The organism is Giesbergeria anulus (genome assembly GCF_900111115.1).
Taxonomy (GTDB): Bacteria; Pseudomonadota; Gammaproteobacteria; order Burkholderiales; family Burkholderiaceae_C; genus Simplicispira; species Simplicispira anulus.
In genome coordinates, this window is record NZ_FOGD01000004.1 from 151,254 (window position 1) to 172,810 (window position 21,557).

Consider the following 21,557-nt stretch of genomic DNA (forward strand, 5'->3'; position numbering starts at 1 on the left):
GCGCATTTTTTACTTGATCCCAGAAAGCCATCACCATGAAACTGACCCGTTTTCTACTGACTGCCGTCTCGTCCCTGTTGCTAGTTTGCACCGCCCAAGCACAAACCCTCAAAATTGGTGCCTCGGCAGGCGTCCATGCCGACACGCTGGCCGCAGCCGTGGCCGATGCCAAAAAAGCCGGGCTGGACGTCAAGATTATCGAATTTACCGACTGGACAACGCCCAACGAGGCCGTAGCCAGCGGCGATCTGGATTTGAACTACTTCCAGCACCAAGCCTTTTTGGACAATGCCATCCAGCAGCGCGGCTACAAGTTTGCAGTGGCAGGCATTGGCGTTTTGCCCAATATCGGTTTGTTCTCGTACAAGATCAAGCGCTTTGACGAGTTGAAAGAGGGCGCGAAAGTAGCCGTGGCCAGCGACCCCGTCAACCAAGGGCGCGGCCTGCAACTACTGGAAAAAGCCGGTTTAATCAAACTGCGTGATGGTGCGGGTGCTAAGGCCAATGTCAATGACATTGTCAGCAACCCTAAAAAGCTCAAGTTTGCCGAAGTTGAAGGGCCGCAGTTGGTGCGCGCCATTGACGATGTGGACTTGGCCCAAGGCATTCCGGCGCATTTTGTCAGCGCAGGCAAACCACAGTTTGCCAGTGCGGGGCTGATTTACTCTGGCGCATCTGACAGCTATTACGCGATCCGCTTTGTCTCCCGCCAAGACAACGCCAACGACCCACGCATTAAAAAATTCGTCAAGATATTCCAGGAATCGCAGGCGGTGCGCGAGCAAGTCCACAAGCTGTTTGCTGGTGATGCCAAGCTCTATACCTTGGCTTGGTTGAACCCGTAAAAACACTGGCCTTCCGGCTGGCTTGTTGATTCACAAGGCTTTTGGCAGCCGTGAGAGTTTCTACAGCCAGCCTTGGTTGAAAGGAAAATCGCAATGACTATTTCCAACCCTGCCCTCCAGCGCGATGCGTTTTTTGTCGCTCACGACGCATCTCGGCCTGTTTCCCCGGCTTTTCCTGAAGTTAGCCGCACAGACGCCTCCAGTGGCACCAGTGCAGCACATCCAGTGGCCGGTTCTGTGACCTTTGAAGGTCTGGGCAAGGTGTACCACTCCTCCGCCGGGCCGGTACATGCGCTGGAGAACATCCACCTAGATATTCGCGCTGGCAGCATTTTTGGCATTATTGGGCGCAGCGGCGCGGGCAAGTCCAGCCTGCTGCGCACCATTAACCGGCTAGAGCGCCCTACCGAAGGCCGCGTGCTGGTGGATGGACAAGACATCAGCACCTTGGACGAGAATGGATTGGTGGCACTGCGTCGGCGCGTGGGCATGATTTTTCAGCATTTTAACCTGCTGTCGGCCAAAACGGTGTTTGATAACGTGGCGCTGCCGCTGCGCGTGGCAGGCGTGCGCGAAGCCAACGTCTACCAGCGTGTCACTGAAGTGCTCGACTTGGTGGGCCTGAGTGACAAGCACCAAACCTATCCGGGGCGGCTCTCAGGCGGGCAAAAGCAGCGTGTGGGTATCGCCCGCGCACTGGTACACCACCCGGAGATTTTGCTCTGTGACGAGGCCACTTCGGCGCTTGACCCCGAAACCACCCAGTCGATTTTGGCACTGCTGCGCGACATCAACCGCAAACTGGGGCTGACGGTGGTGCTCATCACCCATGAGATGGGCGTGATCCGGGAAATCTGCGATCAGGTGTTGGTGCTCGAAAACGGGCGTATTGCCGAAACCGGGCCAGTCTGGGCAGTGTTTGGCGACCCACAGCATGACGCCACCCGTGCGCTACTGCGGCCATTGGAGCACGACTTGCCACCAGATTTGTTGCAAAAACTGCACACGCAAGCACCCAGCAGTGGATCGTTTCAGCGGGTGCTGGAGTTGGTTTTTACCGGCCAAGGCCAGATTGAACCAGACTTAGACCGCATCGCCCAAACACTGGGCAGCCGCGTGCGGCTGCTGCATGGCGGTGTCGATCGCATTCAAGGGCACACCCACGGTCGTTTGCTCATTGCCACGGCGGGCCAAGGGCCTGCCGCCGCCGCGCTGGTCAGCCAGCAACTCTGCCACTATGCCAAGGAGCTGGGCTATGTCACCGATCATGTATGAGCGCCTCTGGGAAGCCCTGCTAGACACCCTGATTATGGTGGGTGCTTCGGGCCTGATTGCATTGCTGGCGGGTATTCCACTGGCGGTGTTGTTGGTGCTCACCTCGCCGGGTGGGGTGTTGGAAGCGCCCCGCTTTCATAAGATTGCAGGCAGTATCGTTAACGCTTTTCGGGCTACGCCCTTTATCGTGCTGCTGGTGGCGCTGATCCCGCTAACTCGCCTCATCACGGGTACGACGATTGGGATTTGGGCGGCGGTGGTACCGTTGTCTATCAGCGCCACGCCGTTTTTTGCGCGCATCGCGGAGGTCAGTTTGCGCGAAGTGGAGTCCGGCCTGATCGAAGCTGCTCAAGCCATGGGCTGCCGCCGCTGGCACATCGTGCGCCATGTGTTGTTGCCCGAAGCACTGCCGGGCATTATTGGGGGCTTTACCATCACCTTGGTGTCGATGATTGGTGCCTCGGCCATGGCTGGTGCCGTGGGGGCTGGGGGCTTGGGTGATTTGGCCATTCGCTATGGCTACCAGCGCTTTGACACCACCGTGATGCTGGCGGTGATTGTGGTGCTGATCGCCTTGGTCAGTCTGGTGCAGTTTGCGGGTGATTTTTGGGTGCGCCGTTTGCGCGCACGTTGAAATTCACAGTGCTGCCAAGGCAGTGCGCACTTCTTGCACGCTCAAAATTTCCGTCAGCACCACGGGCGCACGGCCCTGTGCGTAGAGCACATACACCGGCACCCCATTGCGGCCCAATTGGGCCAGTGCGGCAGTGATGGCGGGGTCGCGCAGCGTCCAATCTGCACGCAACAAGGCTACTTTGTGCGCAGCAAAATCGGCCAGCAACGAGGTATCGGCCAGCGTAGTACGCTTGTTGTACTGGCAGGTCACGCACCAAGCCGCCGTGAAATCGACAAACACCGGCTGACCAGCGGCGCTCAGTTCAGCCACGCGCTGCGCTGACCAAGGCTGCCAGCGCTGCTCGCCAACGCTGCCAGCCGCCGCGATGCCCTCTCCACTGGAATGGGCAGACGCTGGCTGAATGACATAAGGCCCAACCACCGCTAATAGCCAGCCATTGCCCAGTAAGGCCAACGCCACCAGCCACCAGCGGCTGCGCCCCGGTAAAGCCCATGCCCACACCAACGCCGCCAAGGCCACCAGCAGCGCCAGCAAGGCACCAGCGCCATCCATACCGCTTTGCTGGCCCAGCACCCACACCAGCCAAACCACGGTGGCAAACATCGGAAAGGCCAGCGCCTGCCGGAAAGTCTGCATCCACGCGCCGGGGCGGGGCAGGCAACGCGCCACTCCCGGCAGCCAAGCGGCTAGCAGATAAGGCAAGGCCATGCCCAGCCCCAGTGCAGCAAACACCGCCAACGCTTGCAAGGTGGGCAAGGCCACTGCCAACCCCAGCGAGGCCCCCATGAACGGAGCCGTACAAGGCGAGGCCACCGCCACCGCCAGCACCCCAGACAAAAAGGCATCAGCCACCGGATGGCGCGCCTGCATACTGGCCAAGCCAGAGGGCACAAACTGGCTAAACTCAAACAGCCCAGCCAAATTTAAACCAATCAGGGTAAACAAGGCCGCCAAAGCGGCCACCACCCCAGGCGATTGCAGTTGAAAGCCCCAGCCCAGTTGCTCTCCAGCGGCACGCAGCGCCAGCAGCAGCCCGCCCAAAGCCAAAAATGACAACACCACCCCAGCGGTATAGGCCAGCCCCCCCAACCGCTGCGCCCGCCGTGCCTGACCGTGGCGCGCAAAACCCACCACCTTCAGCGCCAGAATGGGAAACACACAGGGCATCAAATTGAGCAACAGCCCCCCCACCAAACCGCCGAGCAAAGCCAGCAACCAAGTTTTGACCGATGGCGGCGGCACTGGTGCTGGCGCTGCTTGCTGGGCCGCTTGATTCGCGGCTAATGCAGCTGCCAAAGCGGGCGAAACCTCGGCACGCGCCGCAGGCGTCCACTGGCCCTGCACTGCGGCCACCGTGCGCCAAGCAGTGCCTGCCACTGGGCCAACGCCCTGACCCGTCCCCACAGGCACCAAAAGCAAAGGCAACTGGCTGATATTGCCCCCTCGGTCTGGGGACAACGGCAGGCGCGCAGCCCAGACTGCGCCATCCCAAGTTTGCGTCCAACGCGGGTCTGCTTGCGCCACATGCTGCAATACGGCAGGGGTTTCGGGCAACAACAACAAAGTTTGCCCCTGCACCGAGGCTGGCAAGCCCGCCACACGCACTTGCAGGTGTTCACCGTCAATTTGGGCGCTGGCCTCTCCCGCCAAAGCTACTGGCTGGGCCGCCAATTGCTGGGCAAAGGCGGCACTGTGCAACGCTGTGGAACCCTGCACCGGCAAGCTCAGGGCAAACTGACCTTCTTCGGGGATACATTCCACGCGGCACACCAACCAACTGGCGCGCAGCCGCACCGTCACGTTGCCCGTGCTCAACAGGGGTGGCTTGAACAGCGGCGTCACCTGCAAGGGCACCGCCAGCAAGACCTCGCCCTCATAGCCATAGTTGACCATCGTGCCCACCCGAATCGGGTGCGGCACAGGCCAAGCCACCTCACCCGCCTCTAGCCCGGCAGGCAACTCCCAGTGCAATTCGGTGGGCAGGCCCGAATCGCCCGGATTTTTCCAATAGCTGTGCCAATCGGGTTGGTGTGTGAGTTGCAACCCCAGCCACAGCGGTTGGCCCGGTGCCACGCCTTGTGGAGCTTGGGCGATCAGCTCAGCGCGCACATGGGGTGTAGTCACCACGCTGCTGGTGGCAGCCGCGAAACCAGTTTGGGCGAGTGCCGCAGTGCCAAAGGCACTGGCTACCAGCCACAACACAACAGAGAAAAAGCGAAAAAGAAATGGGTGCAGCATGGTGGTCAGTCGGAGCCGGATGGGCCGCTTTGGTTCCGTTCCTATGATTCTCCGGGGAGCCGCATGGTAGCGGAGGGCTGACAATCGCCCCCATGAGCCACTCTGCCCCCTTCACCTCTACCCCTCCTTTGCCCTCGCACTTTTGGGCTGAACTTTCTACGCACGACTTTGCCCAGCTTCAGGCTACAGGCACTGCCGAGCAAATCGTAGCCGTGCTACCGGTGGCCGCCATAGAGCAGCATGGGCCGCACCTGCCGCTGTCAGTGGACGCTAGCTTGCTGCAAGGGGTAATCGATACGGCACTAGCTCAATTGCCTGCCGAGCTACCAGTGCTGTTCTTGCCACCGCAAAATATCGGCCTCAGTACCGAGCACACCGCCTTTGCCGGTACCCTGACACTGTCGCCCACCACTTTGATAGCCCTGTGGACTGAAATCGGCCAATGTGTGGCCCGTGCTGGGGTGCGTAAATTGCTGTTGCTCAACGGCCACGGCGGCCAAGTAAGCGTAATGGACATCGTAGCGCGGCAGTTGCGCCAACAATGCGATTTATTGGTGTATAGCGCTAGCTGGTTTAGCCTGCCCTTACCCGAAGCCGTGGCCGGGAAGTTCAGCGCCCATGAGCACCGCTTTGGCATCCACGCCGGAGATATCGAAACCTCGATGATGTTGCACTTGGCCCCGCAAACCGTGCAGATGGCACGGGCGCAAGATTTCCCATCCACGTCATTTGATCGTTCCCAGCACTATCCTTTGCTGGGCAATGGCAAAAGCGCCAAACTGGGCTGGGCGATGCAAGACTACCACCCGGCGGGTGCTGTAGGCAATGCCGCCGCTGCTACCGCAGACAAGGGCGGCGCTGTGGTGCAGGCCGCCGCGCAGGCGTTGGTGCAATTGCTGCACGAGCTGCACCGCCTGCCCTTGAGTACCTTGGTATCAGCCCCCAGCCCTCTGGCGGGCTAACACTCTCAGCACATCACTCTTGCCAATCGGCGTGCTTTTCACACATTTTGTTGGTGAACTTGCCTTTGGCCGACTCAGAGAACTTGACCAAGTTGCCGCCAAAGTCGTCGGGGGTTTCATTCCACATACAGGTACACCAAGCTTGCGCTTTGGTTTGGCCACGGATGGGGCTGGCTTCATCGCCACCTTCATAAAGATTGGCGGCGTAGCGCAGGCACTGGCGGTATTGGGCATCATCAGAAGGAGGACGGTTGTAGTCGGTGGCAGCAAAAGCGCTGCTGCTCAATACCAGCCACAGGGCAGATGCGGTCAGGGCAACGATCTTTTTCATGGGGATACTTCTGAAAAGAAGATGGTAAGTTAATAGTAAGACAATAGAAAAAGACTACTCTACAGGTACTAAGTACCTATAAAAAGCAATCAACGTCGATGTTATCGGGTGTCACAGGGCATAACAGCAATTTTCTGTACCGTGGTGAAAAGCAGACAAAACCGGCCTCGGTATCATTGCGCGCGCTCCCGCCTGCCTTGTTCTTGCTCTATCCCCCATGTCTGCCGGTCTCAACCTCGCCCAGCTTCAGGCTGTCCATTACACCCACGGCCCCTGTTTGGTGCTGGCCGGCGCTGGTTCGGGCAAAACGCGCGTTATCACACACAAAATTGCCCACCTGATTGAGCACGGACTCGAACCGCGCCGCATTGCCGCCATCACCTTTACCAACAAGGCCGCTGCCGAAATGCGCGAGCGCGCCCAAGGCTTGATTGGCCGCCGGGCCAAAGAAGTGCTGATTTGCACCTTCCATGCACTGGGGGTACGCATGGTGCGCGAAGATGGCCGGGTGCTGGGCCTCAAGCCCCAGTTCAGCATTTTGGACACCGACGATGTGACCAGCATCCTCAAAGATGCCGCCGGTGGCACCACCGATGCCGCTACCGCCCGGCAGTGGCAATGGACGATCAGCCGCTGGAAAAACCAGGGTCTGAATGCCGCTGCCGCCTTGGCCCAAGCGCAAGACGAACAAGAACGCAGCACTGCCGTGCTCATGGCGCGCTACGAGGAGCGCCTGAGCGCCTACCAAAGCGTAGATTTTGACGACCTCATCAGCCTGCCGCTCAAGCTGCTACGCGACTTTCCGGACGTGCGTGCCAAATGGCAAGCCCTGCTCGGCCATGTGCTGGTGGATGAATACCAAGACACCAATGCCACGCAATACGAACTGCTCAAGCTGCTGGTGGGCGAGCGCGGCCACTTTACCGCCGTGGGCGACGATGACCAAAGCATCTACGGTTGGCGCGGTGCCACGCTAGACAATCTGAAAAAATTGCCACAAGACTTTCCGGCCCTCAAGGTGGTCAAGCTGGAGCAAAACTACCGCTCCACCAGCGCCATCTTGCGCGCGGCCAATAACGTCATCCAGCCCAATCCCAAGCTGTTCCCCAAAACGCTGTTTTCAGAGTTGGGCGAAGGCGAGCCGGTGCGCGTGGTGGACGCCGACAGCGAAGAGCACGAGGCCGAACGCGCCGTGGCACGCATCCAAAGCCTGCGCGCTGCCAGCAACCCGCCACCAGAATGGCGCAGCTTCGCCATTTTGTACCGTGCCAACCACCAAGCCAAGCCGTTTGAAAAGGCGCTGCGCAAGGTCAACATACCCTACAAAGTGTCTGGCGGCACCAGCTTTTTTGACCGCGCCGAAATCAAAGACCTGTGCGCTTGGTTCCGGTTGTGGATCAACTCCGACGACGACCCAGCCTTTTTGCGCGCTATCAGCAGCCCCAAGCGTGGCATCGGTCACACCACACTAGGCCAACTGGGCGGCTTTGCCACCCAGCACAAGCAAAGCATGTTTGAGGCGCTGTTCAATGCCATGCTGCCCGCAGCCATCCCCAAACGAGCCTTGGAAGGGTTGCACGAGTTTGGGCGCTACATCAACGATCTGGAATACCGCGCCCGCCACACCCACGGGGCCGAAGCAGCCTACGCATTTTTGCAAGACTGGCTGCAAGAGATAGGCTACGAAAAGCACATCTACGATGGCGAGGAAAGCGAAAAAGTCGCAGCGGCCCGCTGGACAAACGTGCTCGAATTTTGCGACTGGATGGCCCAGCGCGCGGGCGGCCAACTCGACGAGGCGGCAGGCGATGTGATTACCACCCAAAGCAAAAGCCTGCTGGAGGTGGCACAAACCATTGCCTTGCTCTCGACCATCTCGGAGCGCGAAAAAGACCAAGATATGGTCACGCTCTCGACCCTGCACGCCTCTAAGGGGCTAGAGTGGCCCCACGTGATTTTGGCGGGAGTAACCGAGGGGATGCTACCCTTTAAACTCGACGATGACAACGGTCGCGACACTGACGTGGGCGAAGACATCGTGCAACGCCTGCAAGAAGAGCGCCGCCTGATGTATGTGGGCATCACCCGCGCCCAGCGAACCTTGGCTGTGGGCTGGACAAAAAAGCGCAAAAAAGGCCGCGAGATGGTCAAGGCGCAGCCCAGCCGCTTTATTGCCGAAATGAAGCTCGACCAAGCCACGGCGCAAGAAGACTACCGCGAGAAGTTCAGGGCATTGCAGGCCGAATTTGCGGCTAGAGCGGCTGCTGCCGTTGCGGCCAAGTCTCGGTAAAGCGCTTTTTGCTTATAAGCCCCGTTTTGTGGGGTCTATTCCACACCTGAAATACACCAATTTGCACGAAAATCGCGCCACGGAGAACTACCATGGACTTGCAATACCAGCTCAAAGCTGGGAGCTATTACCTGTACGATATGCGCGAGACGCCCAGTGCCGTCACGGGCGAGCGCCGCTTTAAGCTGAAAACAGACAGCGTGGCTATTGCCTTTGATCGCTACACCGGCGAGGTGCAGCAGCACGGCAACCCTACCCGCATCCACTCTTGGGCCACCATGACCCGCCGACGCCTGCGCGCAGCGGGCAATCTGGCCCAAGCCAATGACATCATCGTCATCTCCGGCCCACTGCCAGTAGAAGAACTGAACAAATGCCTGTGGGTGCGTGGCTATGTGCAGCGCCTGTTCAAGCGCTTGGCTACCCTACCCCACGGCAAATTGCAGTACCAAAGTCCCAGCAGTTTCCGCCGCGCTGCCTGAGCATCAGGCTGTTGCATCCGCACTGTCTACGTCTTCGTCGGGGGCCAATTCAGCATCGATAGGATGCACGATGGTCACGGGCACCGGGCTGGAATGGGCCAACTCCTGCGACACCGACCCCAGCAGCGCGCTGGCAATAGCCCCTTGGCCGCGTGCCGCAATCAGCACCAAATCGCAGCCGGTGTCTTCAATAATATCTATCAGGGTATTGGCGGGGTCGCCAATGCCCACCTCGGTAGTGCATTCTTGTCCGGCTTGTTGCAGCAGTGCCAGTGCAGGGGCCATCAAATCTTGCGCTGCCTCCACGCTGGCGGCGGCGATCAGGTCGGTGTCGCGCGATGTCACCAGCTCATACAACGAAGCAGGCTCTTGCACATTAGCCAGTACAAATTGGGCTTGCAAGCCCTTTTCTACCAGCTTGAGGGCATGGTGTACGGCATCAAGCGAGCATTCGGAGCCATCAATGGCGATGAGGATTTTGAGCATAGAAATTCCTAGTGGGAGTCGATACGAACCAGTGTAGCGGGCGCAGCATCACCGAAAATGCCACCATGCTGCAATTTGAACTCCTGACCACCGATCCCGCCAGCCATGCCCGGCGCGGCCAGCTCACACTCAACCATGGCGTGGTGCAAACCCCTATCTTTATGCCCGTGGGCACCTATGGCACCGTCAAGGGTGTGATGCCGCGCAGCCTGCACGATATGGGCGCACAAATCATCCTAGGCAATACCTTTCACCTGTGGATGCGCCCCGGCCTGGACATCATGAAAACCTTTGGCGGCCTGCACGCCTTTGAAAAGTGGGACAAGCCCATCCTGACCGATTCGGGTGGCTTTCAGGTCTGGAGTTTGGGCGCTATGCGCAAAATCACAGAAGAAGGCGTGACCTTTGCCAGCCCAGTGAATGGCGACAAGCTGTTTATGTCGCCCGAAGTGAGTATGCAAATCCAAACGGTGCTCAATTCGGACATCGTGATGCAGCTTGATGAATGCACCCCCTACGAAACCAAGGGCCACCTGACCACTGAGCGCGAAGCGCGCACCTCGATGGAAATGAGCCTGCGCTGGGCCGTGCGCTCCAAAAACGAGATGGAGCGGCTGCAAAACCCCAATGCCCTGTTTGGCATCGTGCAAGGGGGGATGTACCTGAACCTGCGTGAAGAATCTTTGCAGCAACTGGTGGAGATGGATTTTCCCGGTTACGCGGTGGGCGGCGTGAGCGTGGGTGAGCCGAAAGAAGAAATGCTCGGCATCATGGCGCACACACCGCACCGGCTGCCCGCCCACAAGCCCCGCTACCTGATGGGTGTGGGCACCCCAGAAGACTTGGTAGAAGGCGTGGCCTGTGGTGTGGATATGTTCGACTGCGTGATGCCGACGCGCAACGCCCGCAATGGAACGCTGTTTACCCGCTATGGCGACCTGAAAATCCGCAACGCCCGCCACAAAACTGACCACCAGCCGCTCGATACCAGTTGCACCTGCTATGCCTGTGCCGGTAGCAGTGGCGTGGCTTGGGAGCAGGGCGGACGCGAGGGCTTTTCACGCGCCTACCTGCACCACCTCGACCGCTGTGGCGAGATGCTTGGCCCTATGTTGACCACGGTACACAACCTGCACTACTACCTGAACCTGATGCGCGAGGTGCGCGAGGCGCTGGATGTGGGGCAGTTTGCCGCTTTTCGCGCCCGCTTTAAGGCAGAGCGGGCGCGGGGCGTCTGAGCTGAGGTTAAAAAATGGGCTGATCAGCGATAGCTGCGGGCGTCCTCAATCACCTTGCCATCGTTGGGCAAAGAGCCGGGGGCCACCAGCTCCACCTCACCACGCAGCTTGGTGATTTCGCGGATGGTGTCTTGCAGGCGCTCGGCCAAGCCACCGGCAAACTCTGCCGTTTCGGCGCGCAGCACCATTTGGTCATTGGCCATCTCCCCCGTGACCACCAACCGCGCCCGCAGCACCTGCGGAAAGCGCGCAGCAATGGCTGCCACTTGGCCCGGATGGACAAACATGCCCCGCACCTTGGTGGTTTGGTCAGCGCGACCCATCCAACCCTTAATGCGGGTGTTGGTACGCCCGGTGGGGCATTGCCCCGGTAAGATGGCCGACAAATCGCCGGTACCAAAACGAATCAGCGGGTAGTCGGGGTTGAGTGTGGTGACGACCAATTCGCCCACCTCGCCCTCGGGCACTGGGTCGCCAGTGCCAGGGCGCACGATCTCTACGATCACCCCTTCATCAAGCACCAAGCCTTCACGGGCGGCAGTCTCGTAGGCAATCAGGCCCAAATCGGCGGTGGCATAACACTGGTAGCCTTGCACGCCGCGCTCGGCCAGCCAGTCACGCAGACTGGGCGGAAAAGCCTCTCCCGACAGCAGTGCCTTGTTCATGCTCAGGATGGGTTGTTGCAACTCTACCGATTTTTCTAAAATCAGTTTCAAAAAGCTGGGCGTACCAATGTAGCCTGCGGGGCGCAGCTCGGCCATCGCCTGCACTTGCTGCTCCGTCTGACCAGTGCCGCCGGGAAACACCGTGCAACCGAGCGCATGGGCACCACTCTCCATCATGGAGCCAGCGGGCACAAAGTGGTAGCTAAAGCTGTTGTGTGCCAACTCTCCGGCACGAAAACCAGCGGCGTGCAAAGCCCGCGCCATGCGCCAGTAATCAGCGCGCTTGCCTTCGGGTTCATAGATCGGGCCAGGGCTGCAAAACACACGTGGCATGGCAGCACCAAAGTCAATAGCGCTAAACCCACCAAAGACATTGTCGGCGCGCTGCGCCTGCTGGCGCTCTAGCAGTTCGTATTTGCGCGTCACCGGCAAGCGGGCCAAAGCTTCGCGGCTGGTAACGCTGGCCGGATCAATGTCGGCCAAAAGCGCTGCAAAAGCGGGAGCCGCATTGCGGGCATGGGCTACCTGCGCCGGTAGTGCGGCCAGCAATGCGGCTTCACGGTCGGCGGGGGCACGGGTTTCCAGCGTATCGTAAAAAGAGGTCATGGTGGTGTGGGGCGAGGTGGGTGGGTGCGTGGGAAAAAAACAGACCGCCTTCAGGCCAACCAGCGCTTGCGGCGCTTGTAGCTCTTAACGTCCTTGAAGCTCTTGCGCTCGCCACCGCCTACACCCAGATAGAACTCTTTCACGTCCTCGTTGCTGGTCAGGTCGGCTGCTGTGCCGTCCATTACCACCCGGCCCGACTCCATGATGTAGCCATAGTCGGCATACTTCAGCGCCATATTGGTGTTTTGTTCGGCCAACAAGAAAGTGACTTTCTCTTTAGTGTTGAGGTCTTTGACGATGTTGAACACCTCTTCCACAATTTGTGGAGCCAACCCCATCGATGGCTCATCGAGGAGCACCATGTTGGGGTTGGTCATGATGGCGCGGCCAATGGCGCACATCTGTTGCTCGCCGCCTGAGGTGTAGGCTGCTTGGCTGGTGCGGCGGGTTTTAAGGCGCGGAAAGTAGTTGTAAACCTTCTCTAGGTTGGCGGCAATCTCGGCTTTGCTGGCACGGGTGTAGGCCCCCGTGAGCAGGTTTTCTTCGATGGTCAAGTGGGCAAAGCAGTGACGCCCTTCCATCACTTGCACCACGCCGCGCTTGACCAAATCGGCAGGCGAGAGGTTTTCGATGCGTTCGCCCCGAAACTCAATGCTGCCCTTGGTAACAGCTCCGCGTTCGCCCGCCAACAAGTTAGAAATAGCGCGCAAGGTGGTGGTTTTGCCCGCGCCATTACCACCCAGAATGGCCACAATGCCACCCTCGTGTACTTGGAGTGAGACCCCCTTGAGCACCAAGATCACGTGGTTGTAAATGACCTCGATACCGTTGACGTTCAGGACAATGTTTCGGTTTTCCATAAGGTTTCTCTCTCTGTGCCAATCGGCAGGGCTTGCAGGCCAACCCTGCCGGTTGGCGGCTGCGCTGGCAGCCGCCAGAACCCGGCGCAGCCGCAGCTGCACCGGAACGGAGTCATGCCATCAAGATTGGCAATCGGCAGCCTCGCGGCGGGTCAGCTTTTTGTCAGCCAAGTACTTGTCAGAGCCGGTCTTGACGAGAGGCTTGAGAATTTGCTCGTCGGCTTGGTACCAATCAGAAGTGATGTTCCACTTCTTGCCATCCCAAGTTTGTACCCGCGCCCAGCTCGAACCCATGTGGTCGGCGCAGCTGGTGGAGATGGGACGCATCAGATCCTTAAAGCCCAGTGCATCAAGCTTTTTCTGATCGAGGGCCAAGTTTTCCATGCCCCAGCGCACTTGCTCGCCAGTCATGACCTTGCCTTTGCCAAAGCGCTCTTGCGCACGGCGCACGGCTTCGACGCCCAGCATCTGAATAATCACGCCACGGGTGTAGAGCACAGAGCCGACTTCATCCTTGGCACCGGTGCCTTGGCCCTTGTCATAGACATGCTTAAGAATGTCTTGGATCACTTTGGATTGCGTGCCGTAGCCATTCAGAGCCAAGGCTTGGTAGCCCTTGGCACCTTCGCCCACATCGCGCACATCAGGCTCGGCACCGGCCCACCACACGCCATACAGCTTGTCACGTGGGAAGCCGGTGGCTTGCGCTTCTTTCAGGGCGGTGGAGTTCATCACACCCCAGCCCCACAACATCACGTAGTCGGGGCGACTTTGGCGCACTTGCAGCCAAGTGGCTTTTTGCTCGACACCGGGGGCGGTCACGGGCAGCAGTTGCAGCTCAAAGCCGTGCATTTTGGCGCGCTCTTGCAGCAGCGGGATGGGTTCTTTGCCAAACGGACTGTCGTGGTAGACCAGCGTAATCTTCTTGCCCTTGAGCTTGTCGAGGCCACCCGCATTTTTACCGATGTGCTGGATCAGGATGTCAGAGCCAGTCCAATAGCTGCCCATGTAAGGGAAGTTCCACTTGAAGGCCATACCGTCTTGCGACACCGACAGACCATAGCCCAGCGTCATCAGCGGGATTTTGTCTACGGGGGCTTTTTCGGTCAGGGCAAAGGTGATGCCGGTGGCTTGGGGGTCAAACAACGTCACACCAGGACGGCTTTTCAGGCGCTCGTAGCACTCCACACCCCGGTCGGTGGCATAACCGGTTTCACACTCTTCAAAACTGATCTTGACACCATTGATGCCGCCATCACGGGCATTGACCATCTTTAGATAATCTTGCTTGCCGTTGGCCCAAGGTGTGCCATTGGGTGCATAGGGGCCGGTGCGGTACGACAACAGTGGGAAGAACTGCTCTTTGGCCTGCGCCACCGCACTGGTGACGGATGTGGCCCCGGCGGCCAGTACGGCCACGGCAATCACGATTTTCGAAAGCTTCATGGATGTCTCCTTGGTGTGAAATGTGAAAAGTGCAGAGTACGGGGAAATCATCAATGTGGGAAGGGCCACAGGCGCAACTTTTGCTTAGAAATAGACCACAGCTTGGCCAAGCCATGGGGTTCTACGATCAGGAACCAAACGATCAGACCGCCAAAAATCATCAGTTCAGCGTGAGAGACACCCGCCGTAGAAATCTCCACACCGACCAGTGCCGCTAATGCAGGCAAAAACTGGTTGAGCACAATGGGCAGCAGCACGATAAAGGCGGCACCAAAGAAGCTGCCCATAATCGAACCCAAGCCACCAATAATCACCATAAACAGCAGTTTGAAGGACATTTCTACTGAGAAGGCGGCAGGCTCCCAAGAGCTCAGGTGTACAAAGGCCCACAGCGCACCAGCCATACCGATGATGAAAGAGCTGACGGCAAAAGCACTGAGCTTGGCATACATGGGGCGAATACCGATCACGCTGGCGGCCACGTCCATGTCACGAATTGCCATCCATTCGCGGCCAATAGCACCACGCACCAAGTTTTTGGCCAGCAGCGCAATGACCACCAGCAAAGCCAAGCAGAACACATATTTCGATGTGGCGCTGTCAATGGGCATTCCCAGCACTTGCAAGCTATTGACCGACACCGAGCCTGAGTCCGAATTGTTGGTGAACCACTTGATGCGCAGGAACATCCAGTCGCTAAAGAACTGCGCTGCCAGCGTGGCCACAGCCAGATACAAGCCCTTGACGCGCAAGCTGGGCAAACCAAACAAAATGCCGAAGAAGGTGGCGCACAGACCGCCCAAAATCAGCGCCGGAATCAGCGGCATACCCGGAAAGCGCACAAAGAAGTTGTAGGCACCATAGGCCCCCACAGCCATAAAGGCTCCCGAACCCAGCGAGATTTGTCCGCAGTAGCCCACCAGAATATTCACACCCAAGGCGGCCATCGACATAATGACCAGCGGAATCAAAATAGCGCGGTAAAAATAATCGGTAGCCAGCATGGGCACGACCAAAAAAGCCACTGCCAGCAAGGCCGCAATCGCAATGCGGTCTTGCGCAATCGGGAAAATCTGCTGATCCGTGCGGTAGGACGTCTTGAACTGGCCGTTTTCGCGGTAGAACATGGAAAGTCTCCTTTTCTTTTTTCTTGTTGTTTACACGCGGTCGATGATCTTTTCACCGAACAAGCCTTGTGGGCGGAACAGCAAAAACACTAGCGCCAGCACATAGGCAAACCAGATTTCGATACCACCACCGACAAACGGGCCAAGGTAAACCTCGGAGAGCTTTTCGCCCACACCAATAATCAGGCCACCAATAATGGCACCGGGCACCGAAGTGAGGCCACCCAAAATCACCACCGGCAAGGCGCGCAGGGCCACCGTGGTCAGCGAGAACTGCACACCCAGCTTGCTACCCCAGATCATCCCGGCCACCAGTGCTACGACACCCGCCACACACCACACAATTACCCAGATACGGTTGAGCGGAATACCAATGGATTGAGCGGCTTGGTGGTCATCGGCCACTGCGCGCAGTGCGCGGCCTGTGGTCGTCTTTTGGAAAAAGACGCTGAGCAAAATCACCAGCCCGCCCGCAATGGCAGCAGCAATCACGTCTTCTTTGTTCACCAGCACGCCACCGGGGAATATGGACTCAAACAAGAACACCGGGTCTTTGGGCATACCGATGTCGATTTTGTAGATGTCGCTGCCAAAGAAAGTTTGGCCCAAGCCTTCCAGAAAGTAGGTAATGCCCAAGGTGGCCATCAGCAGGGTGGCGCCTTCTTGGTTGACCAGATGGCGTAGTACCAACCGCTCAATCACCCAAGCCACCGCAAACATGCAAGCCCCAGCAATGACAAAGGCCAGCAGGTTGGCTAGCAGCAGGTTGTCGGTGCCTAGCCACTTGGGAACCCACTCCGAAAAACGCGCCATTGCCAAGGCGGCAAACAGCACCATCGCCCCTTGGGCAAAGTTGAATACGCCCGACGCCTTGTAGATGAGCACAAAGCCCAGCGCCACCAGCGCATACAACATGCCGGCCATCAGGCCGCCAATCAGGGTTTCAAGAAAAAATGCCATTGATTGTTCTCCCTGCGGTTAGTGGCTGGTGCCCAGATAGGCGCGAATCACGTCTTCGTTGTCGCGCACCTCTTGCGGCTCACCGTCACCAATTTTTTTGCCGTAGTCCAGCACCACCACGCGGTCGGAGATGTCCATGACCACGCCCATGTCGTGCTCGATCAGCACGATGGTGGAACCAAATTCGTCGTTCACGTCCAAAATGAAGCGGCACATGTCCTGCTTTTCTTCGACGTTCATGCCCGCCATTGGCTCGTCCAGCAGCAGCACTTGGGGTTCCATTGCCAAGGCGCGGCCCAAGTCCACCCGTTTTTGCAGGCCGTAGGGCAACTGGCCCACGGGCGTTTTGCGGAAGGCTTGGATTTCGAGAAAGTCGATGATGTGTTCGACAAACTCGCGGTGTTTTTCTTCTTCGCGCTGGGCCGGGCCAATGCGCAGTGCCTGCATAAACAGGTTGCTCTTGATCTTGAGGTTGCGCCCGGTCATGATGTTGTCGATCACGCTCATGCCCTTGAACAGCGCCAAGTTCTGGAAGGTGCGTCCAATGCCCATCTCCGCCACTTGGCGGCTGTTCATGTGATCGAACTTTTTCCCACGGAAGGTGATAGAGCCTTCGGTGGGGGTGTAGACGCCATTGATGCAGTTGAGCATCGAGCTTTTACCAGCACCGTTGGGGCCGATGATGGAGCGGATCTCATGCTCGCGCACATTGAACGAAATGTCGGTCAGCGCCTTGACGCCGCCAAAACGCAGGCTGATGTTCTGGATGTCGAGGATGACGTCGCCAATCTTCTTATCGCTCATGGGTTTCCTCAGGCAGCGGCTTTCACCGGGGTGAATGTTTTGGCATCCGAGAGCTTGAGCGTGGCACTGACACTGCCAGTGCGGCCATCCTCAAACTTGACCACGGTCTCAATAAATTGCTCGGTACGATTGGCATACAGTGCATCGACCAGTACGCTGTATTTGTCGGCAATAAAGCCACGGCGCACCTTGTTGGTACGGGTGAGTTCTCCATCGTCGGCGTCTAGCTCTTTGTGCAAAATCAAGAAACGGCTGATCTGGCTGCCTGCCAACAGCACATCGCTGGCCAGATCGGCGTTGGTCTTTTCTACGCACTCACGGATAAATTCATAGACTTCGGGCTTTTGCGCCAAATCGGTGTAACCGGCATAGGGCAAGTTGCGCCGCTCGGCCCAGTTGCCCATAGCGTCAAAGTCGATGTTGATCATCACGCACACGCGGTCGCGGCCATCACCCAAGGCCACCACTTCTTTGATGTGCGGGAAAAACTTGAGTTTGTTCTCGACATACTTGGGCGCAAACATGGCCCCATCGTGGGCACCACCCTTGAGGCGGCCCACGTCTTTGACGCGGTCAATGATTTTGAGGTGGCCATTGGCATCCAAGAAGCCCGCATCGCTGGTGTGGTACCAACCATCAGGTGTGAGCACTTCTGCCGTGGCGGCGGGATTTTTGTAATACTCTTTGAGCAGCCCAGCGGACTTGACCAAAATCTCGCCGTTGTCGGCCACCTTGATTTGCACGCCCCGAATGGGCACGCCCACGGTGTCGGCACGGGCTTGGTCATCGGGGTGCAGGCAGACAAACACCGCTGTTTCGGTGGAGCCGTAAAGCTGCTTGAGGTTGATGCCGATGGAGCGGTAAAAGGTAAACAAATCAGGGCCAATGGCCTCACCGGCGGTGTAGGCTACGCGCACCCGTGAGAAACCCAAGTTGTTGCGCAGTGGGCCATAAACCAGCCAATCGCCCACCATGTATTTGAGCTTGTCGATGGCGCTAACGCTTTCGCCATTCATCAGCGCGGGGCCGACGCGGCGGGCCAGTGCCATGCAGGACTCAAACATTTTGCGCTTGAGGTTGCCAGCATCTTCCATGCGGATGGTGACGCTAGTCAGCAGCCCTTCAAAGACACGCGGCGGCGCAAAGTAGTAGGTGGGGCCAATTTCTTTGAGGTCGATGTTGACCGTGCTGGCAGATTCTGGGCAGTTGACCACGTAGCCGCAGGCCAGCCATTGGGCATAGCTAAAGATGTTTTGGCCAATCCAGGCCAGTGGCAGGTAGGCCAGCACTTCTTCGGCGCTGGTGAGCTTGTCAAACTCGGCGCCGGCGGTGGCGCGGTCGAGCAGCGTGTTGTGGGTATGCACCACGCCCTTGGGGTTGCCGGTGGTGCCTGAGGTAAAGAACATGGCAGCCACATCTTGCGGCTGGGTTTTGCTCACTTCGTTGCGGAACCACTGTGGATTTTTGCTGGCAAAGGCGCTGCCCGCTTCAATCAGGGTGTCAAAAGCGGCCAGCCCCGGCTCGCTGTATTTACGCAGGCCACGCGGGTCATCGTAGTAAATATGCGAGATAGCGGGGCAGCGGTCGCGGATTTCGAGCAGCTTGTCTACCTGCTCTTGGTCTTCGACCACAGCAAAGCGCACTTCGGCGTTGTTAAGGGGGTAGACGCACTCGGCGGCCACGGCATCTTGGTACAAGGGCACCGGAATGGCACCCAAGGATTGCACGGCCAACATGGTGGCGTACAGGCGGGGCCGGTTGGCCCCAATCACCACCATATGCTCGCCCCGGCCTAAGCCAGCTTGGTGCAGGCCAGCGGCCACTTGCTCTACCAGACGAGCTAAGGCTGCCCAGCTGTGGGTCTGCCAGATGCCATATTCTTTTTCGCGCAGTGCCGGGGCATCGGGGCGCTCGGCAGCGTGCTGAAGTAGCAGTTGCGGAAACGTGGTCTTCATTCCGGATCCTAAAAGGTTCAAGGGGTGGCCGGTCAGGCCAACGCTGGCAGGCCACGTGGGCCTACAACTCTGCCCGGAATGGTAGGGAGCAATTTGACGCCAATTTGTCTTTACGACGACAATTGCAGGGTTTGTCCTTGTTGGGTAAAACCCTTGTTTTGCTGATAGATCAGCGCATCAAGCGTCCATCGCGCCCCACCACCGTCAACTCAACAAAGCGCGAGGCACTGCGGTCGGGCGTAGTGGCGTGGATCTCAAAGCCGCCCAAATCCCACTTTTTTAGCCCCCAACTGGCATCCATAAAGGCACTGCGGCTGGCCCCCTTGCCAGCGCGTTGGAGTATTTCGGCAAATGTTCGTGCATTGATATAGCCCTCCAGTGCCAAATGTGAAGGTGTCGCTTGGGCATCGAAGTTTTTGAGTGCCTTGACAAAATCGCGCGCCACTGCGGTGGACGCATTGGTGGGCAAAGGCACTACTTGGGAGATAGCCATCCCCAGCGCATCGGCACCTAAGGCTTTAATATTGGCCGATGTGCCCAGCACAGACAAAGCATAGAGACTGACGCCCCGGCGCAGTTTGCGAAACTCTTTGATGAACTCCAGCCCCGGCTTACCTGCCAGCCCGACCAGCACCGCCTCAGGGTTGCTCTCGGCCAGCAGGGCAGCGGCTTTGGCGGCATCAGCCGCATTGCTTTCTACTGTGGTGGCGATGGCATCGGGTAGCTTGGCCCGGCGCATGGCTGCCTCAGCACCCGTAAACACCTCGCGGCCAAAGGTATTGTTTTGGTAGGCAATACCGATACGCTGGATGCCAATGGTAGCCAAGTGCTGCACAAGCCGCTCGGCTTCGTCGGCATAGCTGGCCCGGATGTTAAACGCATGGCGCGCACCGGCCACCCGCGAGACTTGCCCACCAGTTAACGGGGTAAAAAAGGGCATATTGCCATCCTTGAGCCGGGGCATCATCTCCTCGACCATGGGTGTGCCAAAGCAATTGAACAGCGCAAAACAGTCTGAGTCGTTCAAGAACTTTTCCAGATTGAGCATGGCTTTGGGCACCTCGTAGGCATCGTCCAAAGTTTCAAGCTTGATCTGGCGTCCATGAACGCCACCGCGCGCATTGATGGCGTGAAATGCAGCCATTGCGCCTTGGTGTAGTGCAGAGCCCAGATCGCCCAGTGGCCCAGTAAGGGCGGTGGTTTGGCAAATTTTTAACGATGTCTCTTGTGCCCAAGCCGAGGGTAAGGTGCAACAAGCAGGCAAGGCCACGGCACTGGCTAGAAAACGACGGCGGGCCAGACTGACCGGTGCGGCACGAGAAGCTATCTCTGTATCTGTAATAGTTTGAGATGTCATGGGGGTCAACTCGACAATGGAGGGCAAGAGGCTTGCAGACATAAAAGAAGAGGCTGCATGGTGGCCCACAGCGCATACTTGGGCTTTGCATCACCATGCAGTGTGCAAGCAAAAGCTGTCTTGTTCCCGACAATGTGTCTCATGGAAATCCCGCATTAACCCTTGCTTTGTATCGCTCCATGTCCCAAGAGTTGTCTTTGCACCAGCGTCGGCGCACGCCCACCGCCGAAGAAATTAACGGTATCCCTTGGCTGGCCCCCCTGCATGCCCACGAGCGCGAGCGCGCCATTGCGGCGTTGCAGGTGGGCGATGCCAGCCCCGGTGACTATGTGTGCCGCTTAGGCCGCCCTGTGACCTACTGGTTTGGTGTAGTTGAAGGGTTGCTCAAGATGAGCAGTGACCATGCCGATGGCAGCACCATGACGTTTGCTGGCTTGCCCCCTGGAGGCTGGTTTGGCGAGGGTACTGCCATGAAACGCGAACCGTACCGCTACAACGTGCAGGCGCTGCGCAAGAGTGTGGTGGCAGGCTTGCCGATTGATACCTTTCATTGGCTGTTAGACCACTCCATTGGTTTTAACCGTTTTGTCATGAACCAGCTCAATGAGCGGCTGGGCCAGTTTATTGCCGCCCGCGAGATTGACCGGCTTAACAGCCCCGACTTGCGCGTGGCACGCAGCTTGGCCGCTTTGTTTAATCCGGTGCTCTATCCCAGTGTGGGCCAAGTGCTGCACATCACGCAGCAGGAACTAGCTTATTTGGTCGGGCTGTCGCGTCAGCGCGTCAATGAGGCCCTAACAGCGCTGGAGCGCCAAGGAGCCATCCGAGTGGAATACGGCGGCGTGCGGGTGCTGGATTTGGCCGCCCTGCGCTGGCATGTGTTTCAGGCTGGGGAGCAGGGCAAGCTGGGCCGCAAAAAGCGTTAACCTTTACAAACTCCAGCACAGCGGGGTCACTCATTTGCAGAGTCTGTGCTTAAGAGTTATAACAAAC

Annotated in this window: 19 protein-coding genes; 8 read left to right on the forward strand and 11 right to left on the reverse strand. The window is 58.3% G+C overall.

The annotated features are described in order from the left end of the window. The first annotated feature begins 35 nt into the window (after positions 1-35). The 3 genes from BMX55_RS08895 (at position 36) to BMX55_RS08905 (ending at position 2,754) form a co-directional block, all read left to right on the forward strand. Complete coding sequence (locus BMX55_RS08895) at positions 36-845, forward strand: MetQ/NlpA family ABC transporter substrate-binding protein (protein ID WP_091456162.1); 810 nt, start codon at positions 36-38, stop codon at positions 843-845. A 93-nt stretch (positions 846-938) separates the two neighbouring features. Next, positions 939-2,120: a methionine ABC transporter ATP-binding protein gene (locus tag BMX55_RS08900; protein ID WP_091456165.1), complete on the forward strand. Its 1,182-nt coding sequence runs from the start codon at positions 939-941 to the stop codon at positions 2,118-2,120. Beyond that, the gene (locus BMX55_RS08905; protein WP_091456168.1) at positions 2,101-2,754 is read left to right on the forward strand and encodes a methionine ABC transporter permease; all 654 of its coding nucleotides are present in this window, start codon (positions 2,101-2,103) and stop codon (positions 2,752-2,754) included. The genes BMX55_RS08900 and BMX55_RS08905 overlap by 20 nt, the downstream gene beginning before the upstream one ends. A 3-nt stretch (positions 2,755-2,757) precedes the next feature. Here the strand turns inward: BMX55_RS08905 and BMX55_RS08910 are convergent, their stop codons facing one another. Further along, entirely contained in the window at positions 2,758-4,995 is a 2,238-nt protein-coding gene (locus BMX55_RS08910) for a protein-disulfide reductase DsbD family protein (protein ID WP_091456171.1), read from the reverse strand. 92 nt (positions 4,996-5,087) lie between these two features. Here BMX55_RS08910 and BMX55_RS08915 point away from each other — a divergent pair, with 92 nt between their 5' ends. Beyond that, positions 5,088-5,957 (forward strand): creatininase family protein, encoded by an 870-nt coding sequence (locus tag BMX55_RS08915; RefSeq protein WP_091456174.1) that lies wholly within the window; start codon positions 5,088-5,090, stop codon positions 5,955-5,957. A 13-nt stretch (positions 5,958-5,970) separates the two neighbouring features. Here BMX55_RS08915 and BMX55_RS08920 read toward each other — a convergent pair whose 3' ends face one another. Next, on the reverse strand, positions 5,971-6,288 hold the full coding sequence (locus tag BMX55_RS08920) for a hypothetical protein (RefSeq protein WP_091456180.1): 318 nt from the start codon (positions 6,286-6,288) through the stop codon (positions 5,971-5,973). Positions 6,289-6,505: 217 nt separating this feature from the next. Here BMX55_RS08920 and BMX55_RS08925 point away from each other — a divergent pair, with 217 nt between their 5' ends. Together BMX55_RS08925 and BMX55_RS08930 are read left to right on the forward strand one after the other, a co-directional pair. Continuing rightward, positions 6,506-8,578: an ATP-dependent helicase gene (locus BMX55_RS08925; protein WP_091456182.1), complete on the forward strand. Its 2,073-nt coding sequence runs from the start codon at positions 6,506-6,508 to the stop codon at positions 8,576-8,578. A 92-nt stretch (positions 8,579-8,670) separates the two neighbouring features. Next, complete coding sequence (locus BMX55_RS08930) at positions 8,671-9,060, forward strand: hypothetical protein (RefSeq protein WP_091456185.1); 390 nt, start codon at positions 8,671-8,673, stop codon at positions 9,058-9,060. Positions 9,061-9,063: 3 nt separating this feature from the next. On the opposite strand, the gene BMX55_RS08935 is transcribed toward BMX55_RS08930, so the two are convergent. Further along, the gene (locus tag BMX55_RS08935; RefSeq protein WP_091456188.1) at positions 9,064-9,546 is read right to left on the reverse strand and encodes a universal stress protein; all 483 of its coding nucleotides are present in this window, start codon (positions 9,544-9,546) and stop codon (positions 9,064-9,066) included. 65 nt (positions 9,547-9,611) lie between these two features. On the opposite strand from BMX55_RS08935, the gene tgt reads away from it, so the two are divergent. Further along, entirely contained in the window at positions 9,612-10,784 is a 1,173-nt protein-coding gene (gene tgt / locus BMX55_RS08940; RefSeq protein ID WP_091456306.1) for a tRNA guanosine(34) transglycosylase Tgt, read from the forward strand. 23 nt (positions 10,785-10,807) lie between these two features. On the opposite strand, the gene BMX55_RS08945 is transcribed toward tgt, so the two are convergent. The 8 genes from BMX55_RS08945 to BMX55_RS08980 form a co-directional block, all read right to left on the reverse strand. Beyond that, a complete protein-coding gene (locus tag BMX55_RS08945) occupies positions 10,808-12,055 on the reverse strand; it encodes a phenylacetate--CoA ligase family protein (RefSeq protein WP_091456192.1) in 1,248 nt (415 codons plus the stop codon). A gap of 50 nt (positions 12,056-12,105) precedes the next feature. After that, positions 12,106-12,915 (reverse strand): ABC transporter ATP-binding protein, encoded by an 810-nt coding sequence (locus BMX55_RS08950; protein ID WP_091456309.1) that lies wholly within the window; start codon positions 12,913-12,915, stop codon positions 12,106-12,108. 120 nt (positions 12,916-13,035) lie between these two features. Continuing rightward, positions 13,036-14,361, reverse strand: a complete 1,326-nt coding sequence (locus tag BMX55_RS08955; RefSeq protein WP_091456195.1) for an ABC transporter substrate-binding protein — start codon at positions 14,359-14,361, stop codon at positions 13,036-13,038. A gap of 50 nt (positions 14,362-14,411) precedes the next feature. Further along, positions 14,412-15,488: a branched-chain amino acid ABC transporter permease gene (locus BMX55_RS08960; RefSeq protein WP_091456198.1), complete on the reverse strand. Its 1,077-nt coding sequence runs from the start codon at positions 15,486-15,488 to the stop codon at positions 14,412-14,414. Between the two features lie 30 nt (positions 15,489-15,518). Next, a complete protein-coding gene (locus tag BMX55_RS08965) occupies positions 15,519-16,448 on the reverse strand; it encodes a branched-chain amino acid ABC transporter permease (RefSeq protein ID WP_091456201.1) in 930 nt (309 codons plus the stop codon). Between the two features lie 18 nt (positions 16,449-16,466). Beyond that, on the reverse strand, positions 16,467-17,252 hold the full coding sequence (locus tag BMX55_RS08970; RefSeq protein ID WP_091456205.1) for an ABC transporter ATP-binding protein: 786 nt from the start codon (positions 17,250-17,252) through the stop codon (positions 16,467-16,469). Positions 17,253-17,260: 8 nt separating this feature from the next. Then, complete coding sequence (locus BMX55_RS08975; protein ID WP_091456211.1) at positions 17,261-19,207, reverse strand: AMP-dependent synthetase/ligase; 1,947 nt, start codon at positions 19,205-19,207, stop codon at positions 17,261-17,263. Positions 19,208-19,376: 169 nt separating this feature from the next. Continuing rightward, a complete protein-coding gene (locus BMX55_RS08980) occupies positions 19,377-20,564 on the reverse strand; it encodes an ABC transporter substrate-binding protein (RefSeq protein WP_091456312.1) in 1,188 nt (395 codons plus the stop codon). Positions 20,565-20,743: 179 nt separating this feature from the next. Between BMX55_RS08980 and BMX55_RS08985 the strand changes: the two genes are divergently transcribed. Beyond that, a complete protein-coding gene (locus BMX55_RS08985; RefSeq protein WP_177172865.1) occupies positions 20,744-21,490 on the forward strand; it encodes a Crp/Fnr family transcriptional regulator in 747 nt (248 codons plus the stop codon). Positions 21,491-21,557 lie beyond the last annotated feature (67 nt).